This is a genomic window from Leptospira andrefontaineae (assembly GCF_004770105.1).
GTDB classification, from domain to species: domain Bacteria; phylum Spirochaetota; class Leptospiria; order Leptospirales; family Leptospiraceae; genus Leptospira_B; species Leptospira_B andrefontaineae.
In genome coordinates, this window is the sequence record NZ_RQEY01000005.1 from 373,540 (window position 1) to 393,242 (window position 19,703).

The 19,703-nt window shown below is 42.5% G+C and carries 21 protein-coding genes; 14 read left to right on the top strand and 7 right to left on the bottom strand.

The features are described 5' to 3' along the window. The first annotated feature begins 1 nt into the window (after position 1). Positions 2-331, top strand: a complete 330-nt coding sequence (locus EHO65_RS03420) for a DUF971 domain-containing protein (RefSeq protein WP_135772777.1) — start codon at positions 2-4, stop codon at positions 329-331. A gap of 85 nt (positions 332-416) precedes the next feature. Further along, positions 417-923 (top strand): hypothetical protein, encoded by a 507-nt coding sequence (locus EHO65_RS03425; RefSeq protein ID WP_244243424.1) that lies wholly within the window; start codon positions 417-419, stop codon positions 921-923. A 34-nt stretch (positions 924-957) separates the two neighbouring features. Here EHO65_RS03425 and ilvA read toward each other — a convergent pair whose 3' ends face one another. The 7 genes from ilvA to EHO65_RS03460 all read right to left on the bottom strand — a co-directional run bounded on the left by ilvA (position 958) and on the right by EHO65_RS03460 (position 6,354). After that, positions 958-2,490 (bottom strand): threonine ammonia-lyase, biosynthetic, encoded by a 1,533-nt coding sequence (ilvA, locus tag EHO65_RS03430; RefSeq protein ID WP_341867362.1) that lies wholly within the window; start codon positions 2,488-2,490, stop codon positions 958-960. Positions 2,491-2,526: 36 nt separating this feature from the next. Continuing rightward, entirely contained in the window at positions 2,527-2,955 is a 429-nt protein-coding gene (locus EHO65_RS03435; RefSeq protein ID WP_135772778.1) for a DoxX family protein, read from the bottom strand. Positions 2,956-2,992: 37 nt separating this feature from the next. After that, positions 2,993-3,211 (bottom strand): hypothetical protein, encoded by a 219-nt coding sequence (locus EHO65_RS03440; RefSeq protein ID WP_135772779.1) that lies wholly within the window; start codon positions 3,209-3,211, stop codon positions 2,993-2,995. A gap of 131 nt (positions 3,212-3,342) precedes the next feature. Then, entirely contained in the window at positions 3,343-3,813 is a 471-nt protein-coding gene (locus EHO65_RS03445) for an SRPBCC family protein (protein WP_135772780.1), read from the bottom strand. A 67-nt stretch (positions 3,814-3,880) separates the two neighbouring features. Beyond that, positions 3,881-4,336, bottom strand: coding sequence for an SRPBCC family protein (locus tag EHO65_RS03450; protein ID WP_135772781.1), 456 nt, complete (start codon positions 4,334-4,336; stop codon positions 3,881-3,883). A gap of 30 nt (positions 4,337-4,366) precedes the next feature. After that, positions 4,367-5,926: an MFS transporter gene (locus EHO65_RS03455; RefSeq protein WP_135772782.1), complete on the bottom strand. Its 1,560-nt coding sequence runs from the start codon at positions 5,924-5,926 to the stop codon at positions 4,367-4,369. A gap of 53 nt (positions 5,927-5,979) precedes the next feature. After that, positions 5,980-6,354, bottom strand: coding sequence for an ArsR/SmtB family transcription factor (locus tag EHO65_RS03460; RefSeq protein ID WP_135772783.1), 375 nt, complete (start codon positions 6,352-6,354; stop codon positions 5,980-5,982). A 430-nt stretch (positions 6,355-6,784) separates the two neighbouring features. Between EHO65_RS03460 and fliN the strand changes: the two genes are divergently transcribed. From fliN to EHO65_RS03525, 12 genes are all read left to right on the top strand, one after another. After that, complete coding sequence (gene fliN, locus EHO65_RS03470; protein WP_135772784.1) at positions 6,785-7,858, top strand: flagellar motor switch protein FliN; 1,074 nt, start codon at positions 6,785-6,787, stop codon at positions 7,856-7,858. Continuing rightward, positions 7,855-8,643 carry a flagellar biosynthetic protein FliO gene (fliO, locus tag EHO65_RS03475; RefSeq protein WP_135772785.1) on the top strand — a complete coding sequence of 263 codons (789 nt, stop codon included), beginning with the start codon at positions 7,855-7,857 and terminating at the stop codon, positions 8,641-8,643. Before fliN ends, fliO begins: the two co-directional genes overlap by 4 nt. Positions 8,644-8,699: 56 nt before the next feature. Continuing rightward, a complete protein-coding gene (fliP, locus tag EHO65_RS03480; protein ID WP_208743972.1) occupies positions 8,700-9,494 on the top strand; it encodes a flagellar type III secretion system pore protein FliP in 795 nt (264 codons plus the stop codon). After that, the gene (gene fliQ / locus EHO65_RS03485; protein ID WP_135772786.1) at positions 9,491-9,754 is read left to right on the top strand and encodes a flagellar biosynthesis protein FliQ; all 264 of its coding nucleotides are present in this window, start codon (positions 9,491-9,493) and stop codon (positions 9,752-9,754) included. The genes fliP and fliQ overlap by 4 nt, the downstream gene beginning before the upstream one ends. Positions 9,755-9,763: 9 nt before the next feature. Beyond that, complete coding sequence (gene fliR / locus EHO65_RS03490) at positions 9,764-10,543, top strand: flagellar biosynthetic protein FliR (RefSeq protein ID WP_135772787.1); 780 nt, start codon at positions 9,764-9,766, stop codon at positions 10,541-10,543. After that, positions 10,543-11,817, top strand: coding sequence for an EscU/YscU/HrcU family type III secretion system export apparatus switch protein (locus EHO65_RS03495; RefSeq protein WP_135772788.1), 1,275 nt, complete (start codon positions 10,543-10,545; stop codon positions 11,815-11,817). Before fliR ends, EHO65_RS03495 begins: the two co-directional genes overlap by 1 nt. A gap of 15 nt (positions 11,818-11,832) precedes the next feature. Beyond that, a complete protein-coding gene (locus EHO65_RS03500) occupies positions 11,833-13,950 on the top strand; it encodes a flagellar biosynthesis protein FlhA (RefSeq protein ID WP_135772789.1) in 2,118 nt (705 codons plus the stop codon). Positions 13,951-13,989: 39 nt separating this feature from the next. Further along, positions 13,990-15,267, top strand: a complete 1,278-nt coding sequence (gene flhF, locus EHO65_RS03505; RefSeq protein ID WP_135772790.1) for a flagellar biosynthesis GTPase FlhF — start codon at positions 13,990-13,992, stop codon at positions 15,265-15,267. A gap of 41 nt (positions 15,268-15,308) precedes the next feature. After that, the gene (locus EHO65_RS03510; protein WP_008597222.1) at positions 15,309-16,214 is read left to right on the top strand and encodes a MinD/ParA family protein; all 906 of its coding nucleotides are present in this window, start codon (positions 15,309-15,311) and stop codon (positions 16,212-16,214) included. Next, positions 16,211-16,696 carry a hypothetical protein gene (locus EHO65_RS03515; RefSeq protein WP_135772791.1) on the top strand — a complete coding sequence of 162 codons (486 nt, stop codon included), beginning with the start codon at positions 16,211-16,213 and terminating at the stop codon, positions 16,694-16,696. Before EHO65_RS03510 ends, EHO65_RS03515 begins: the two co-directional genes overlap by 4 nt. Positions 16,697-16,893: 197 nt before the next feature. Beyond that, positions 16,894-17,694 (top strand): RNA polymerase sigma factor WhiG, encoded by an 801-nt coding sequence (gene whiG / locus EHO65_RS03520; protein ID WP_135772792.1) that lies wholly within the window; start codon positions 16,894-16,896, stop codon positions 17,692-17,694. Between the two features lie 24 nt (positions 17,695-17,718). Beyond that, on the top strand, positions 17,719-19,701 hold the full coding sequence (locus tag EHO65_RS03525) for a FapA family protein (protein ID WP_135772793.1): 1,983 nt from the start codon (positions 17,719-17,721) through the stop codon (positions 19,699-19,701). Positions 19,702-19,703 lie beyond the last annotated feature (2 nt).

Below are 19,703 nucleotides of genomic sequence, written 5' to 3' on the forward strand. Positions count from 1 at the left end.
TATGAGCCTTAGTTTAAAAGCGACTACACCTGAAACCATAGAATTCGATGAGAATATTCTGAAAATAGAATGGAAGGACGGAGTTATCTCCGAATTTCCTCTATTAGAACTCAGAAAAAGATGTCCTTGCGTCGTTTGCAAGGGCGGTCATGGGGGGAAAATAGGAGCGACAACCGGCGGTATCAAAGAGGCCAAATTATTGTCTTTTTCCAAGGTGGGAAGATACGCGATCAATTTGGTCTGGGGAGATTATCATAATACAGGCATTTATAGCTTTGATTCTCTCAGATTGTACGCACAGGGAGAACCTGGGGATCTGGGAATTCCTTGATTCTGTCCCGAACTACTCTTTCTAACTAAAATATGCCCTTTCCAAAGCCGAAATTAATAAAAGGCCTAACGGAGGGAGACAAAAGGTGATCTTAAAATTTTTGAATCGGGTCCTTTTTGTTTTTCTGATATTTTCCGTATTTGCATCCCTCTCTCCTGAAAAGAAGAAGGAGCCGAATTCCCCTCTTAACCTGACCATTCCTTTCGATTGGTTTCCTATGGAACCGTTTGCGGGAGGTATTTTTGCGGCAAAAGATTACAATGAATCTGCGAGTGTTTTGATCACTCGAAAAGAATTAACTGAAACCGTGGACCATGGTGCCTTAAATAGGGATTTCCAGATGGGAGTCATAGATTCTATTAAAAAAGGTAACGGCAGGATTATCGAATTCGGAGAATTAGAAGTAGCAAGTCGTCCAGCATTTAGAGTTTATTATAAGGACAAGGGAAGTAATCTTCATATCCTACATATTACCTTATTTAAGGAAAACGTAATGTATGGGATCATGTTTTTCTGCTTGGGGGAAAATCCGGGCCAAAGATACGACGTCCAAAAAATGCTTAAAAAGGCTTATTTTAGGATAGATACCTAAGAATTTCTCACAGAATCCAATTCACTACTTTTGATCAAACGTTGTGTAAAAACATTTTGTACGCCGGGTTATCCGTTTCTTCTTCATAAGGATAACCCAAACTTTTAAGTCTTTCTCTGAAACCTTCTCTCTCGGAAGAAGGGACCTGAAATCCGACTAGTACTCTTCCATAATCCGCCCCGTGATTCCTATAATGGAATAAAGTAATATTCCAGAAGGTTCCTACTGATTCCAAAAATCTAAGTAAGGCTCCTGGACGTTCTGGGAATTCACATCTAAGGATAATCTCATCTTTTAGTTCGGAAACTCTTCCACCCACCATATAACGAATATGGATCTTAGCCGTTTCATTTGCGCTTATATCCAAAACTTCATAACCCAGTGATTCCAATTCAGAAATTACCTTTTCTTTTTCAGAATGTGTTCCTTTTAGTTTTAAACCTACAAAAACATGTGCTTGTTTGTCAGTAGCATATCTATAATTGAATTCGGTGATGATCTTATTTCCTAAAGTCTGAACGAATTTTAAATAACTTCCAGGTTTTTCAGGAATGGTGACTCCGAGTAAAATTTCTCTGGATTCTCCTATTTCTGCTCTTTCTGCAACATGTCTGAGCCTATCAAAATTCATATTCGCACCACTATTGATCGCGATAAGAGCACCTTTTCGATTCGGGTTTTGATGTGCGTAAGATTTTAATCCTGCAAGGGACAATGCACCAGCAGGTTCTGCGATTACTCTCATATCCTCGAATATATCTTTGACTGCGGCACAGATCTCATCTGTGTTTGCCACTAATACTTCATCCAAGAGTTCTTTACAAATATTGAATGTTTCTTCTCCTGCTTGTCTGACTGCGACACCGTCCGCAAATAATCCAACTCTATCTAAGATGACTCTTTTACCGGCAAGGATCGCTTCTTTCATAGAAGCCGCGTCGGAAGGTTCTACTCCTATAACTTTGATCTCAGGTCGTAAAAATTTTATATAAGAAGCAACTCCTGCAGCTAAACCCCCGCCTCCAATTGGAATGAAGACTGCTTCGATCGGATCTGGGTATTGTTGTAAAATTTCGAGACCAACTGTTCCTTGTCCAGCGATCACATCCGGATCATCATAAGGATGTATAAATTTTAGTCCCTTCTCCTTTTCTAATTGTCTAGCGTAAGAATAAGCCTCATCGAAGGTATCTCCATGAAGAACGATCTCTGCTCCGAAATATTGAACTGCTTCTATTTTGATGGATGGGGTAGTGATAGGCATAACGATGATTGCCTTGATCCCTAATTTCTGAGAAGAGAGTGCAACTCCTTGCGCATGATTTCCTGCGGAAGCGCAAATCACTCCGGATCTTTTTTCCTCAGGTGAAAGTCTTGAAATTAAATTATAAGCTCCTCTAATTTTAAAGGAGAAGATTGGTTGTAGGTCCTCCCTTTTTAATAGAACCGAAGAATTTAATCTTTGGCTCATTCGGATCATTTGGTCCAAGGGAGTATGGACCGCGACGTCGTATACTCTCGCGTCTAAAATTTTGCGGATATAATCTATCACTAAGGAAATCCCCAAGAGCAAACCGCTCTCAGGGATAGAATTTAATCTACTCTATTTACTTCCAAAGATTTTTTGATCTAATGAAAATCTTCCTGCACCTACGGTTAAAAATACCAAGGAGATGGTAAAAAATACTCCTGCCAATTCGTAGGATCTCCCACCAGTCAGATTAATAAAGGAATCCCCTAAGATCACCGAATGGAAATATGCCGCCACGATCATTGTGCATACGATCCCGAAAGAGGCAAGCCTTGTCAGAAGGCCGATTACCCAAGCGATCCCTCCTCCGAATTCGGAAAGCGCAGCCAAAAATTGGAAAATAGCAGGCATAGAGGAATCAGGCCCCATCCAATGAAACGGGTCCTGAATTTTTCCCCAACCATGTAGTATAAACGCGTATCCACAGACAACTCTTGCGACTAAGATCGCTACATCCGCTTTGATATTCAAAGTTTCGTTTTTAAAAATATCTAAATTCATCCAATATATTCCTTTAAATTTTAATAATATTCTAATATCAGGATCCTTGGATCCTGCGAAGAAGTTCCGCTAACCTTTCCAAAGCTTCCTCCCAGAATCGGCTTATATCTTTCTTTTCTTCCGGAACGGAGAATAAAGCCGTAAAAAAGATCTTTTTCTTACGAAAAATATCATTCTGAGTTTCCTTGGTTCGGATCTCTTCCTTGTCGGAAGATTTATGAAAATAGTGGGAGTAACCTCCCACTTTTGAGTCCATCTTAAGCGCCGGCTCTTTTCCTTTTTTGGAAAGGAAAGATGATGATCCAAAAGCTCAGTATTTGCAACGGATTTGTTTTCATATTCTGTTTCCTTAATATTTATTTTTTTATTGCATCCGACCCGGAATAACTAAGCAAAAATAGCCGTAAGTTTATCCAGGGTTTGGGTCCAACCTTCTTCCATTCCTTCCACTGCAGGATAAAGTTCCGGATCCACTTTGATTGGGAGTGCACGCACTTGGAGTTCTGTTTGAGAACCTTTATCCGCAAATAGAATAGTAATCTGGATCTCAGCCGCCGGTTTTTTCCCGTCCATTTCGAAGGCGATATATGAGGAGAAAACGATCTTTTCTAATGTAACGATCTCCTTATAAGTACCGTTCATCGGATTGATCCCGCCATCCGGATCTTTCATATGGATTAGGATCTCTCCGCCGGGACGAAGATCCAATTGGCAGAGAGGAGCCGTAAATCCATGCGGACCCCACCATTGAGAGACCATATTTGGATCTATCCAAGCCTTCCAAACTAGATCTCTTGGCGCATTCAGGGTCCTAGTCAGTATCATTTCCTTAAATTCAGGTTGTTTGATCTCGTTCACAAACTTCTTCTCCGCTTTTTAAAAAATTATTATATTCGAAAATACTTCGGAATAAGTCCGGATCTTCTTATTTCTTTTCCAGGAATTCTCGTAGACGTCCCAGAGTTTCTCTAAGTCCATCCAATGCGTAATCGGCGACTTTTTTGACATCATCTTCGCTAGAGAAGATGGTTCTCATGGTAAGTTTGGTTTTGGAACCTTCTTCCTCGAAACGAACGATCACATGGAATTGTTTCGGATTGGAATCGTCTCCATGATCATAGACCAGCTTTTCAGGTTTAACCACTTCGATGAACTCGACACGGTTCGGGTAATCTACTCCATCCGGACCATGCATTGTAAATCTCCAGATCCCTCCGGGTTTCACACTCATTTCATGAATGGTATTCGTAAAACCGTTTGGTCCCCACCAGATTGCTACTTGTTTCGGGTCAGTCCAAGCACTCCAAACTAATTCTCTCGGAGCATCGAAAGTTTTAATCCCTATAATTTCTTTTCCAACAACTGAAACTTCTGCTTTCATTCTATTTTCCTTATTTATATTCTGTTAATATTATCTGGCTGCTTTTTCTAGTTCTGCAGCAGATCCTTCTGGTTCTTTTTTATCTTTCAAAATGAAGAAGATCGCAAATGCCAAAGCGATAGAGATCCCTACACTCAAGAAAGAAACAAAATGTAAAGAATCGGTGAATGCTCCCTGGGCAGTGCTGAGTAGTATCTGCCTACTCGGCTCCGGAAGTTCTTTTGCTATAGCTACCGCAGAAGCTAAAGTATTATGAGAACTTTGCCATTGTTCAGGAGTGAGTCCTGGGAGTTCGATCGAATTGATCCTGGATTTGAAAATCGCAACACCTATACTTCCAAGTACTGCAATTCCTAGAACCCCGCCAAATTCAGCCGCAGTTTCTGAAATAGAGGCCGCCGCTCCTGCTCTTTCTGGCGGCGCGGAGCCAACGATGATATCCGTTCCTAAGATCACAACTGCGCAGATCCCAAAAGACATGATGAGAGATCCTGCGATAATCATCCAGATCCCGTTTTCAGTATTAATCAGAGTATATAAATACATACCGATCGCGAGCAATACAAGTCCGCTTAACATCACATATAATGGGCGCATAATACGAACGATCATATGGATCGTAAGAGATCCTATAATATTGCCTAATGCTCCAGGAAGAGTCCAAAGCCCGGCTTCCAAGGGAGAAAGTCCTAAGACCAATTGTAAGTATTGGGAAATAAATAAGAAAGCTCCCAAGCCTACGAAGATGGTCATCGTATTTCCGACGACTGCAGCAGTGAATGCGGGAAGTTTGAACAGCTCAAGATCTATCATTGGATCTTGTAAAGTGGTTTGCCTTTTAATAAAGACCGCTCCGACTACTAATCCTGCAAGTATAGTAAGAATTGGGACTGTTCCCCAGCCATTCTCTGCGATCTGCTTCAAACCATAGATGATAGAAAGAACTGATACTAAGGATAGGATCGCACTCGGGATATCCATTTTGCCAGCATTCGGATCTTTGAATTCAGGAAGAAGTTTAGGCCCAACGATTAGAAGAAGAATCATAACCGGAACACTCATCAAGAAAACGGAACCCCACCAGAAATATTCCAATAGAACCCCACCTGCAAGAGGACCGATCGCTCCACCTAAAGAGAAACTCATCCCCCAGATACCGATTGCAAAAGTCCTTTCTTCCGGATCCAAAAACATATTACGAATTAATGATAGAGTAGAAGGAGCTAAAGTTGCCGCCGTAATCCCTAAGATTGCACGAGTCAAGATCAAAATTTCGGAACTAGGGGAGAATGCCGCAAGAACGGATGCTACTCCGAATGCCGCCGCTCCATAGAGAAGAAGTTTGCGACGACCAATTCTATCTCCCAGATTTCCCATGATCACAAGAAAACCTGCGACCAAGAAACCATAGATATCCATGATCCATAATTGTTGAGAAGGAGTTGGGTTTAGATCCGCTGTAAGTTGTGGGGCCGCCAAATAAAGAACGGTCAAATCCATCGCGTATAGCAAGCAGGGAAGGGCGATTACCGCCAACCCAATCCACTCTTTTTTAGTGGCTTTTTGTATGTTTTCTATCTTTTCAGACATTCTAAGTCCCTTATTTTATATATTTCTAATATTTCTTTTGGAATTGAGAAAAGTTACGCTTTTGTTTCAGGTCTTTCCTGGTTTTCCTTTTGCGATTGGAGTTGTTGTAGATATGCATCTAAACGATCCAAACTTTCTTCCCAGAAATGTTTGTAATGATCGAGCCAACCCGAAGCTTCCTTTAGACCATCCGGTCGTATCTTGCAGGGTCTCCATTGAGCCTCTCTTCCTCTTTCAATCAGCCCAGCCTTTTCCAAAACCTTTAGATGTTTGGAGATTCCAGGCAGGCTCATATTAAAAGGTTCTGCAAGTTCCTTAACGGTTGCCTCTCCTGAGACCAAATAGAGAAGGATCTCCCTTCTCGTAGGGTCTGCCAGAGCTGCGAAAGTATTGCTCAGTCGATCGGATTCTGTGTCGTATTTAACCATATAGTTAATTTACCGTTTGGTAAAATACAAGACTTCAAATCGCCAGTCAAGCCCGATATACGTAAAAAATGGAAAAAAAATCTGGCATTGGAGACCGGGGGCCGGCAGGGAAAGGCGCAAAGGAATTTTCACGCAGAGGCGCGAAGTTGTAGAGGATGTGAACATTGATCTAGATGCAAGCGGTAGACTTGTTGGGATCGATATCCACGGAAATGCTTCTCAATACGTAGATCTTTCTTCCTTTCAGATCGAAACATTAGAGACCTAAGGATCTTCTTCCTAAAATATACTTGTTTTTGCTTCTAAAGTGGGGTCTTATCTAGGTGTTCCCCCGGCCTTTTCCCACCGATTTTCTGAGCAAGAAAAAAAAGGGTCGACAAATTTCTTTTTATTATGTCTCCTAATCCAAAACTAAGAGAGAGTGCCCCAGATGGGTGAAGGATCCCTTTCCCAGGAAGAAATAGACGCCCTTTTAGCGGGTGCAAATGATACATTCGATCCAGGCAGCAGCATGGCTGCCGGAGGCGGGTCCAAGGAAGCTGCCGGTCTTTCTCCGGTAGATAGGGACCTTCTGTCCGATTTTCTCTCTCATTGTTTTATGACTGCAGGGAATACTTTAGCAGCCATCCTTTCGAAAACTTCTAACTTCATGAATCCTACCTCCGAGGCAAAATCCCGGAAGGATGTGGAAGCAGAGCTTAAGTCCAACACGTTTTTATTATATTCTACCTATTCGGGAAATCTGAACGGAAGAGTTGTGCTTGCGATGGCCGCAGATAATGCGGCTCGTATTGCGAACATGATGATGGGAGGCTTCGATTCAGGTGGTCTGGACGAAGGCCAACTCCAAACTCTTAGAGATAGTTTAACTCCTATTATGGGAGCTCTTCAATCTCAGATCGCTGCTAAGACTGGCGGTGGAGTGAATGGCTCTCCTGCGGAAACCAGACATGTAACTTCTCCCGCTGCATTGGTACTTCCAGAAGGTGATCCGCTGGTGCGGACCTTCTTCAACTTAGCGATAGAGGGACTTCCATCCTTCAGAGTTCAGTTCCTTCTTTCTTTATCTATGGCGAATGATATTCTCTCTCTTTCTAAAAGGTCCGGAGGAGGAGGGGGAGGAGATTATGGTGGCGGTGGCTACCAAGGCGGAATGGGAGGCGGTGGAATTTCCCAAGTAGGAATGAAGGGAGTTTCCTTCCCGAACCTTGCAACTGCAAGCGGCGCCCAAGGAACTCCGAACTTAAACCTTCTTATGGACGTTCAGATGTCCGTGACCGTGGAACTCGGAAGAACTAAGATGTATATTAAAGATATCTTAGGTTTGGGAGAAGGTTCCATTATCGAGTTGGATAAGTTGGCAGGTGAGCCTGTGGACCTTTTAGTGAACGGTAAGTTGATTGCGAAGGGAGAGGTCGTGGTCATCGACGAAAACTTCGGTGTGCGTGTAACGGATATCGTAAGTCCGGCCGATAGGATCAAGCCGGAGTCGGGAGGCGGATGAGCCGAATTTTTCAAACGATCCATTCGTTTTTTTCAGGATTCGGCTCCCTCGCTTTGGCGTTCGGAGTCTTTTGTATTTTATCGGGTATCGCCGGAGGATTATATTCCCAAGGTTCCGAACGAGAACAAATGGACGAAGTTCTCAAGAGAGAATTGGGTACTTCTGACAAAAAGACTTCGGAATCTCCTACAACTTCTGCTCCTAAACAAGAAGAGAAGAAGGAAACAACTGCTGAGTCAGTTCCGAATCCTGTGGAAGAAAGATATAAGCCTGTTTCAGATGGGCCGAGTCTTGCAGGTATCTTATTTAGGATCGTTCTAGTACTCGGAATTCTTTGTGGAGCTGCGTATTGGGTCTTAAGGACTCTCGCAAAATCCAGAGAAGGTTCTCTTCCTGTTAGAGGAGAAATGAATCTTCTGGGAAGTTTGAATTTGGGCACGAATAAGCAGCTTCAGATCGTAGAAGTGACTGGGCAAATTTTCGTGCTGGGTGTGGCGGATAACGGTATTAATTTAATCTCCGAGATTACGGATACGGAGACTAAGGCGAGACTCCAGAGGATGAGAGACGAATTTAAGCCGCCTGAAGGTGGCTTCTTGGTCACTGCTCTGGAACAATTAAAGGATTTGAATATTCGTCTGACCGGAAAGTCGGAAGATGAAGAACAAACCCTTCGGCAAACTCCGGGTGAAAGAAAAGAGAAACAGAGAAAGCTCAAAGAGAAGTTAGACGAAATTAAGAAGGAAAGGAATAATCTGGAGAACGGATTATTCGATTTGAACTAGGGGGAAAAGTGGGAGAGGGGTTCGCTACAAAGGTCGGTAAAAAGGTTTCTGAAGGTATGAGACATAAATCAGTTATGTGGAAGATACTTTCTGGCATTCTTCTCTTTGCCGTTTTGATCATTGCGATCCCAGAGGAAACTTTTGCCCAAGCAAACACACCTAGGATCCCTATCCCAAATCTGAATATCAATGTGAACGAAGCGAAAGGTCCGAGAGAGACAAGTCTTTCTTTGATGATCTTGTTCTTAGTTACAATTCTTTCTTTGGCTCCTGCCATTGTGATGTCCCTGACTTCCTTTACTAAGATAGTAATCGTCTTGGATTTTGTGAGAAGGGCACTTTCTATCCAAAACCTTCCGCCTAACCAGGTAATGGTGGGACTCGCATTATTCATGACATTCTTTATCATGGCCCCTACCTTGAATATCGTGTACGAGAAAGGTTTAAACCCGTACATGGAAGGTAAGATTGACACCAACGAATTTTTTGATAAGTCCATGGTCCCTCTCCGGGAATTTATGATGAGGCAGATCGGGACAAGCGGCGCCAAGGACGTGGCTTTATTTTTGAAGATCGGAAAAGTGGAGAATGTAGAATCATTCGACGATGTTCCGAATTACGTTCTTATTCCCGCATTTATGCTTTCTGAGATCAAGAAAGCCTTTTGGATCGGGATCATTATATTTATTCCTTTTATCGTGGTGGATCTTGTGGTTGCCTCCGCACTTCTTTCTATGGGTTTGAATATGCTTCCGCCTGTGATGGTGAGTTTGCCGTTTAAATTGATCTTATTCGTTCTTGTGGATGGTTGGAATTTAATCGTCTACGAGCTCGTAAGGAGTTATAAATGACGGAAGTAGATGCAATTACTCTGATCAGAGATGCACTTTTTGTGACTCTTAAACTTTCTGCTCCCATTTTGCTGACTGCAATGGTGGTGGGACTTGTTATTGGTATTTTACAGACCACAACTTCTATCCAAGAGCCAACGATAGCTTTTGTTCCTAAGTTATTATCCATTTTTGCGGTGATCGTGATCTTTGCCGGGTGGATGCTCCAAACAATGACGGATTATACCAGGGATCTTTTCCTGATGATAGAGAAGTTTTAGATTAGAAAAATGGAATACTTTATCGGAAATTTCCAAGTGTTTCTTCTGATCCTGGCAAGGATCGTGGGGCTTCTATCAGTGGCTCCTGTGTTCTCTTTTGCCTCTATCAGTTTTCCTCAAAGAATGACCCTTGGTTTTCTAATTGCTGTAATTTTATTTCCCGTAAGTGCATCCTTCGTTCCTCCGATCCCGGGTAATATGGCTGATTATGGTCTAGTTGTGATGGCGGAGGTGCTAATCGGTATCCTTATGGGCTTTCTAGTCAGCTTGGTATTCTCTTCTTTCCAAATGGCTGGGGAATTTTTTAACGTTCAACTCGGCTTCGGTTATGCTGAGATCTTGGATCCGATCTCTCAAACAAGTCTTCCTGTGATCAGTACTCTTAAAAATATGTTAGGTATGCTTCTATTCTTATCTTTAGGAGCGTACCGTTTTCTGTTCGAAAGTTTAGTATATTCATTTGAGAAGGTTCAAGTTTTGAAACTTGTGCCTGAGATCCAAGACGGTCTTTATAAGGCAATGGAAGAAGCGATTGGTGCGATGTTCCTAGTCGCTTTCAAAATTTCTCTTCCTATACTTGGGGTTTTATTCTTAGTCACTGTTTCAGAAGCATTGATGGGAAAAGCTGCTCCTCAGTTGAATATTCTACAGCTAAGCTTTCCGATCAAGATTGCGATTGGTCTAGTAGTTATGATCCTAATCGTTCCTTTTTTGATCACTCAAATGGACAATGCATTTCAACTTTCTTTCGAGAAGATGAATCTGATGCTGAAAGGATGGCCAAACTAATGGGATCCTTTTGGAAGAAAATAACTGGATTTTTCTCTAAGCTCGCTCTGTTGGAATTCCTACATCCGCTGTATATCCGCATGTTGGAGTTCCTACAAACACTCCAAGTGTTGCGTTCTAATAATATGTTGGAGTTCCAACCTGTGACTGCGCATTCGCAGCCAATCCCTGCTCCTTTTCGTATTGACCTTCAGCTATTTGCAGCGGAAGACGAGGGACGTACACAGCCGGCCAGCGAAAGAAGAAGAAGGGAAGAAAGGGAAAAAGGGAATGTTCCTAAAAGCCCTGAAGTTGCTTCTGCGATCGTTTTGTTGGCTGGTATTGTTCTAATGTATCTCATGGGAGAATATTTTTTCATGAGATCCTATTATCTTTTGAGAAAATATTTCTTCGGGATACGTTCCGCGAATGTGATTAGTTCTGAAGCAATCAGTGAACTTTTGAATAACGCTCTTGTGGATATCACTCAGCTGCTTCTTCCTTTGATGGGGATTACGGTAGTCGCTGCAATTGTTGGTAACGTTGTTCAGACAGGATTTTTATTCGCACCTAGAGCGCTCGCGTTCAATTTCGGAAGGATACGTCCTAATTTTAAAAAGGTGCTTCCGAATCGTCAGACATTATTCGGTTTGGCAAAATCTTTAGTCAAAGTGGCTGTGATTGCTTGGGTCTCTTATTTTGTAATAGAGAAGGACTTTTTCAGGATCCTAATGCTCGGAAACATGGGCCTCGAAGAATCTGTAGCATTAATCACTTTTACTGCGTTTAAAATTTTTATAGTAGTGGGGATACTACTGCTCGCGATCAGCGTAGGGGATTACTTCTTCCAAAGATATGAATATGAAGAAGCTCTCAAAATGACTCCTTCCGAATCCAAAAGAGAGATGAAGGAACAGGACGGGGACCCTTCTTTACAAGCCAGAAGAAGGCAAATGGCCAGAGATCAGATCAAAAAAAGCAAGATGCTGGCAGAAGTTCCGAAAGCAGACGTTGTTATTACGAATCCGACCCACTTTGCAGTTGCGTTAGAGTATAAACCTAACAAACACAGAGCCCCGATTGTGATCGCAAAGGGCGTAGACGATTTCGCATTACGTATTATCCGGGTGGCAAAGGCGAATGATATCGCAACAGTAGAAGACCGCCCAATGGCAAGGACACTTTATGACGAGGTGGAAATTGGACAGGAAGTTCCCGCTAAATTCTATACCGCACTCAGTGTGATCTTTACGAAACTCGAATCTTTCCGGAGAGCGTTCCGAAACGCTTCTTAAACCTAGGAGAATATTATGGATAAGAAATGGTATACACAATCCGACTTCATCCTGGGTGCGGGAGCAGTTGCTATCGTTGGAATGCTCGTTGTTCCTTTGCCAGGATTTATTTTAGACATTCTGATCTTATTCAGTTTGGCTTTAAGTTTACTCATTGTTATGACTTCTTTGTCTATCAAGGAACCTTCTGAGTTTTCTGTTTTTCCTAGTTTATTACTTATAACAACGATCTATCGATTGGCGCTGAACGTTTCTACCACTAGACAAATTTTGTCCAAGGGCCCTGGTGTAAATAGTGCGATCATAGATGCATTTGGTTCCTTTATAGTAGGAAGTGAATCCGGTTTAAGTAAGTATGTAGTTGGATTTATTATTTTCATAATCTTAGTGCTTGTTCAGGTTCTCGTGATCACTAAAGGTGCGACCCGTATCTCCGAAGTGGCAGCAAGGTTCACATTGGATGCATTGCCTGGTAAACAGATGGCAATCGATATGGAACTTTCCACTGGGAATATAAATGAGGCAGAGGCTCGTAAAAGAAGAAAGAAGATCGAAGCGGAAGTGGACTTCTACGGTTCCATGGATGGAGCGAGTAAGTTTGTTCAAGGGGATGTAAGAGCAGGACTGATCATCACTGCGATCAACCTGATCGGAGGAGTCGTTATCGGTGCAAGTATCCGCGGTGAATCCTTCATAGCTGCAGTCGAAACTTACGGAAAGTTCACTATTGGTGATGGACTTGTTTCTCAGATCCCAGCACTTCTCACTACTGTTGCTACAGGTATCATTGTTACTCGTTCCGGATCCGAATCCGATCTTGCGAAACAATTTAAGACCCAGCTATTTGCAAACTCTAAGGTATTGTATGTGGTAGCAGCTTCCATGGGACTCGGCGCATTCATTCCAGGTTTACCTTTTATTCCAATGGTACTTCTCTCAGGTGGGCTTGCATATCTCGCATACTCTCTTGAGAGAACAGTACAAGAACAGCTCGAGGTTTTGGAGAAAAAGGAAAAAGAAGCGGTTGGGGATCGCAAACCTCGAGACTATTACGACGAACTTAGAATCGAGCCAATCGAGATCGAATTCGGTTATCATCTGGTTCCATTGGTGGATGCTTCCCAAGGCGGAACATTGATGGACCAAATTTCCAACTTAAGAGGAAAGTTCGCACGTGAAAGTGGGATCGTTATTCCTCCGATCCGTATATTAGATAATTTGGAAATACCTCCTGATCAATTTACCATCAAGATCAATGGGGTGGAAGTCGGTTCGAGTACGATTCGTCCTGAAAAACTAATGGCAATGCCTTCAGCAGAAAGCCAGGACCTTTCTTCTATCGAAGGAGAATCCTTCATGGAACCTGCATATGGAAGAACTGCAAAATGGATCTCTGCGGATTCGAAAGGAGATGCGGAGTCCAAAGGTTTTATCGTGGTGGATTCTTCTACCGTAATCATCACATATTTGAGAGAATTACTCGCGACTCATGCTTCCAGTTTGCTCGGAAGAGAAGAAGTCAAAAAACTTCTGGATCATTACAGATCTCAATACCCAACACTTATCCAAGAATTGGAAGCGGACAAACCTGGAAATTTGGGAATGTTGCAGCAAGTTCTTCAGAATCTTCTCAGAGAAGGTTTGGGAATTCGCAATCTTGTTCCAATCTTAGAAACAGTTGCAAACAAAATGGGCAAATACCCGAACCCTTATGTTCTTACGGAATTCGTAAGGCAATCCATCTCCAATACGATCGTAAAAGATTATATGGTGGATGGAAAACTACAAGTTATCGTGGTGGAAGGTCGGGTGCTCGACAGATTGAACAAATCTCTCGCACAAGATCGTTTGGAAGGACGGGATATTTTAGTCCTTCCTCCAGATTTCCAGAGAAGACTTTTGGAATCCGTAGCGGATATGAATCGAAGGGTCCAAGAGGGAAGAGGATTCCCGATCTATGTGGTAAATAGAGAAGTGAGGATGCCTTTTGCTTATTTCTTAGCAAAAGAATTCCCACCTAGGAATTTTGCGGTGCTCGCTTTAGAAGAAGTACATTCTTCCGTTCCGACAGTAATCGCAGGCGAACTCAGAATTGCTCAAGCCCAAGCGGCGGAACCCGCAGAAGTGGTTTAGTAAAACGTAATATTAGAATCGAAAAAACAGGAGGATAACATGGATTTCGCAAAGATTAGGGGCAAGGATCTACAGGACTGCCTAATGCAAATGAAGATGAAATACGGCCCAGAAGCCCATGTCATCGAACATAGAATTTTAACCGAAGGTGGCGTTTTCGGAACAGGACTTATGGCCCGCAAGGTCGTGGAGATCCAAGTTGGTATCCCTGAAAAGGCAAGTTCCAGAGAGAAGGTGGAGAAAAAACTCCAAGATCTAAAAGAACTTCTCAAACAAAAGTCCACTCTTGGCTCTGAGAAAAGAAGGAGTCTGGAAGAATTGCCTAGCTGGGAAGAAAGAACTTCTCGCCCAAATAGAACTTCTTCTTTGCCAAAAGAACTGATAGAAGTCACTTCCGAAGCGATTGAGTCTGAAGAAAATCTAGGACTTTCTTTTTCGAAAGAATTCGAGCCTAAGTTTGCAAGGCCTGTTCGTAAGGAACAGGATTCCAATATCCTTAAAATGAGGGATAAACTTGTAAAAGAAGGAATGAGCGAGGCTTATGCGGAAGAAATTATTTCCCAGGTAGAGCAGAGACTTTCTCCTCTCGATCGTTCTCGCACTGTTGCAGTTCAGGAAAAAATTGTAGAAGTTCTTTCTGAAAGGGTGCAGGTGGAGCCTGATATTTTTAAAGGAACTAGAAGAGGACAAAGAAAAGTTATCTTCTTCGTGGGACCTACAGGTAGCGGAAAAACAACTAGCATCGCAAAACTAGCCGCTAAGTACCATCTTCATATGGGAAAATCAGTGTCTCTGTACACAACTGATAACTACAGGATCGCGGCAATCGAGCAGTTAAAACGCTACGCGGATACCATGGAAATGCCTTTTTATGCTGTAAAAGATCTGAAACGTTTTCAGGAGACCCTGGCAAGGGATGGATCTGAGCTGATCTTAATAGATACTGCGGGTTATAGCCATCGCAATGTGGACCAGCTTAGTAAAATGTACGGATACCTTTCCGCTTTCGGAGAAAGGGACAACGTTGAAAATATCCTTGTATTATCCGCTACATCTTCGTATCATCACACCCACTCCGTAATGAAAGCCTACGAGCCCCTTGGTTTCCGTAGAATTTTATTAACTAAACTGGACGAAGCGGAATTTTTGGGTGGATTTCTGGAACTAGCCGATACACTTAATAAGGGTTTTACCCATTTAAGTGTTGGCCAAGAAGTTCCCTTCGATATGATCCCAGCGGAAAAACACCAACTCGCTGAATGCGCAGTAAATCCGGAAAAAATCATCGAGATCCGTGGAGAAGTATTCTCCGCTTAAGGTTTCGGTAGAAAACCTAAGTCCCAGAGAAAGAGGTTAGGATGGACCAAGCGACTCAGTTGCGGAAACTTACCGAGGGTAATACGAGTTTGAAACTCGTGTCTTCAACCAAACCTATGACTAAGATTATAGCGATCGCTTCCGGAAAGGGTGGGGTCGGTAAAAGTACTATCTCCGTAAACCTTGCCATCTCTATGGCTAAGGCAGGACAGAAGGTCCTAGTATTTGATGGAGATCTAGGACTAGCTAACGTGAATGTGATCTTAGGGATCATCCCTAAATACAATTTATATCACGTAGTCAAGGGACATAAAAGTTTAAAGGATATTATCATCCAAGCTCCGGAAGGAGTGGATATCATCGCAGGCGCTAGCGGTTATTCTCAACTTGCTAACCTAAACGATACCCAAAGAAATAATTTGATCAAAGGATTTGCTGATCTGGATTCCTATGATTATATGATCATAGACACCGGAGCAGGGATCAGTTCGAATGTGATCGGACTCACACTTCCTGCGGACGATGTGATCGTAGTTACTACACCAGAACCTACTGCAATCACTGACTCTTATGGACTCATCAAAGCGATCGTTTCCCAAAGTAGAGATAAAAATCTTAAGATGGTCGTAAACCGTGTACGTTCCGCTATCGAAGGGAAGAAGGTTGCTGACCGTGTGATCGATATCTCAGGTCAGTTCTTAGAAGTAAGGGTCGAAAATTTAGGATTCATCTTCCAAGACGACGAGGTGGAAAAAAGTATCCGGGAACAAAAACCGTATATCATCCATTCACCTAAGAGCAAGGCAGCAGCTTGTTTGAATCGGATCACATATTCTCTACTCAACCAAGAAATGGATAATTTAGACGATTCCGGAATCACCGGATTCTTCCGTAAGTTTTTCAATTTCGTAGACGTTAGGGAAAAACAACAGAGCGAGGAAGAGTGAACCTACAAATTGGTTTCCTCGCTTTTTTCTCCTTTTTAGGACTCATCATAAGTCTGGTCTGCGGCATCATGGTCGGAAATTACCTCGGCCATATTATCTTTATCACATTTTTATCCACGGTCGGTATGGCTGTATTCGGATTCGGGGTTTATTCCGTTATAGCTTCTAAGGTTCCTGAGTTTTTAGAACTCATAGGTAATTTTACCGGAGCTTATTCTGGGGGAGATGAAGATGGTCTCGAAGGTGGAGACCGCCATTCTCATGCGGGACATGCGGATATGGATACTTCTACCCCTCATTTTGATTCTCCAGGTAGTGCAGACGAGATCCGAGCTGCTGCGAGTGGAATTCCGCGCAAAAAAGCGGATAAATTCGGAGATCATATTATCGTGGAAAATATCGCGATCAAAAATGAACCTAAGTTGATGGCGGAAGCGATCCGAACCATGCTCGCGAAAGACGACGGCAGCCAGGATAAATAGTAAAAATCTTTCCGACCGAATTCTTGGTTTGTAGGAACTCCAACTCTCGGTTTACATCTCGATTTTAGCCGAAATCAGCCCAGAAACCCAATGAGACAAAAAACTGCTTGATTTCCCGTTTTTGAGTCAAAAAATGCTATTGCAAATCGGTTTGGTCCACGACACTCTTAAGCAGAGGACCAGCCCATCCCGTAGTTATGTCCAAACTTTTCGATAAATACAATAATACGGATGAAACCGAACTTTGGAAGTCTTACCGAAGCACCAAAGACCAGAATATTCGCAGTTATCTTGTAGAAAAATATTCTCCTCTAGTCAAACATGTGGCTGGTCGTATCGCGATCGGTATGCCTCAAAACGTAGAGTTCGATGACCTAGTTTCATACGGTGTGTTTGGTCTTCTAGATGCGATCGAAAAATTCGATCCGGATAGACAGATCAAATTTAAAACCTATGCGATGACTCGTATCAGAGGTTCTATCTTCGACGAACTTCGTTCCATCGACTGGATCCCTCGCTCCATTCGCCAAAAAGCGAAACAGTTGGAGCAAATTATCGGAATGCTCGAGAACAAAGAGGGCGCTCATGTAGAAGATGAGGCGATCGCAAAAGAAATGGGGATCTCCGTCGAGGAGTTCAACTCACTTCTTACTAAGATCAGCGGCACATCACTCGTATCTTTAAATGATATTTGGTTCCTTGGCGATGAGAACGACGAGGTTTCTTTCATGGAGACATTAGAATCTCCGATGAACATGAATCCGGACACCATCATCGAAAAAGAAGAGATCAAAAATGTGATCGTGGAAGCGATCAAAACACTTCCGGACAAAGAGAAAAAAGTAATCGTTCTTTATTATTACGAAGATCTAACTTTAAAAGAGATCGGAGAAGTATTGGAAGTAACCGAATCCAGGATTTCACAACTTCATACGAGAGCAGTAGCAAGACTTCGTAGTAAATTAGGAAAAGTGAAATCGGTTATTAGCAAAAAGTAATCTACTGCACGAGGGCAAAGGTTCTTGAGTCTTACATCCTTTCTAAAAGACCAATCTAAAGAACTAGACAAGCTCCAAAACGAGCAGGTAGAAGTTATAGCTCCTACATTGGAGAAATGTCTTCAGTTAGCTGCAGCGCATCTCAAAAGAAAATCACATGAGCTGGACTATATAGTAATCAAACGCGGAAAGAAAAAACTTTTCGGTTCAGAACCTTGGCATATCAGAGCATCCATTCTTCCTGAAGATACATTCTTAGATGAACTATCAGAACTAGACAAAAAACTCACAGGCGGATCCGGAAAATTAGTCTCCAAAGATCTGAAGGAGTTCCTACAACCTAAGGATAGAGATGGAAGAGCAGTCGTTCAAATTTTCAGGAACGGAACTTATCTTACAATATATCCTCCTTCCGGTGAAGGAAAAGCAATCGAACTTTCAGAAGTTTCTCGCAGACTTTCCGTTCGAGGAATAAACGAAGTAGATGATGGTCAGATCCGTAAGATTGTAAAAGAGACAAAGGGAGAACCAATCTATATTTCCAATATGAAACCAAGGCAGGGTGCCGAGGCTAAAATGGTATTGGATATTGCTCCTGATAAGATGAAAGCAAAGATCACTTTCATTCCTCCAAAGCCAGGCGGAAGAGATCTAGAGGTAAAAGACGTAGTCAATTATCTCAAAAACGCAGGGATCAAATACGGAGTAAAAGAAGAAGAGATCCAAAGAAGGTTGGAGGATGAATTTTATAACCAACCTTTCACAGCCGCAGAAGGAGATCCTCCTGTTAACGGAAAGAATGCACAGGTCATCTACCATGTTCGTATCAGCAAGAAGGTAGTTTTCAGAGAAGATGAATCCGGAAAAGTTGATTATAAGGATATGGATCTGATCGAGAACGTTGTGGTAGGACAACTTCTCGCAGAAAAAATCCCTGCGGAAAGAGGGAAGTACGGTCGCACATTATTTAACGAACTTTTACCTGCAAAAGACGGATTAGATACGGAACTCAAACAAGGAAAAGGAACAATTCTTTCCGAAGACAGAACCAAACTCACTGCAGAGGTGAACGGACAAGTAGTCTATGCAAGCGGAAGGCTCTCTGTCGAAACAGTTTACAGAGTCAACGGTGACGTTGGTATTAAAACAGGTAACGTTACATTCTTAGGTTCAGTGATCATCACCGGAAACGTAGAAGATAATTACTCGGTTAAGGCCGCAGGAAATATCGAGATCTACGGAACTGTCCAAAAAGCAAATGTGGAAGCAGACGGAGATATCATCATTCGCCAAGGTGTTTCCGGAAGAGATGAGGCTCGTATCGAGTCTACAGGCGGAAACGTAATCGCGAAATTTATCCAGAACGCAACTGTAGTCACAGAAAAAGACGTTGTGGTCCAAGAAGGGATTCTTCACTGCTTTGTGAGTGCCGGTGGAAAAGTAATCTCTAATGGTAAGAGGGGACAAATTGTAGGAGGTACGATCCGTGCTTCCGATACGATCGCAGCCAAGGTCATCGGATCTTCTGCCAACCCTGCAACTGAACTTATAGTAGGAACAGATCCTAAGGTATTAAAACAGATCTCTGAATACGAAGAGAAACTAGCCGAAAACCAGGATAAGTTTGAACAGATCTCCAAAAGTCTTAAGACTCTTAAGGCAAGAAAGGAGAATGATCCTGCTTCTTTCACCCAAGACCATGAGCAGCAGCTAATCAAAACCAGTAAGGCTACAGAAAAACTGGAGACCCGAGTCAGAGAATACGAAAACGAGATCCAGAATCTCAAGTCTTATATAGAAGAAAGAGCCGCAAATGGAAAGATCAGTGTCGAAAAGACCCTATTTGGTGGGGTTACCATCAAGATCAAAAGTGCGGACTTTAAGACCCGTAACGAGATTAAACATAAGACCTTCGTAGAGGAGAACGGGGTTATCCGACAATTGCCGTACCAAGATCCTGAACCGGATAAAAAAGACTGGAGAAAAAACAGATCTAGAGGAAAATAAAG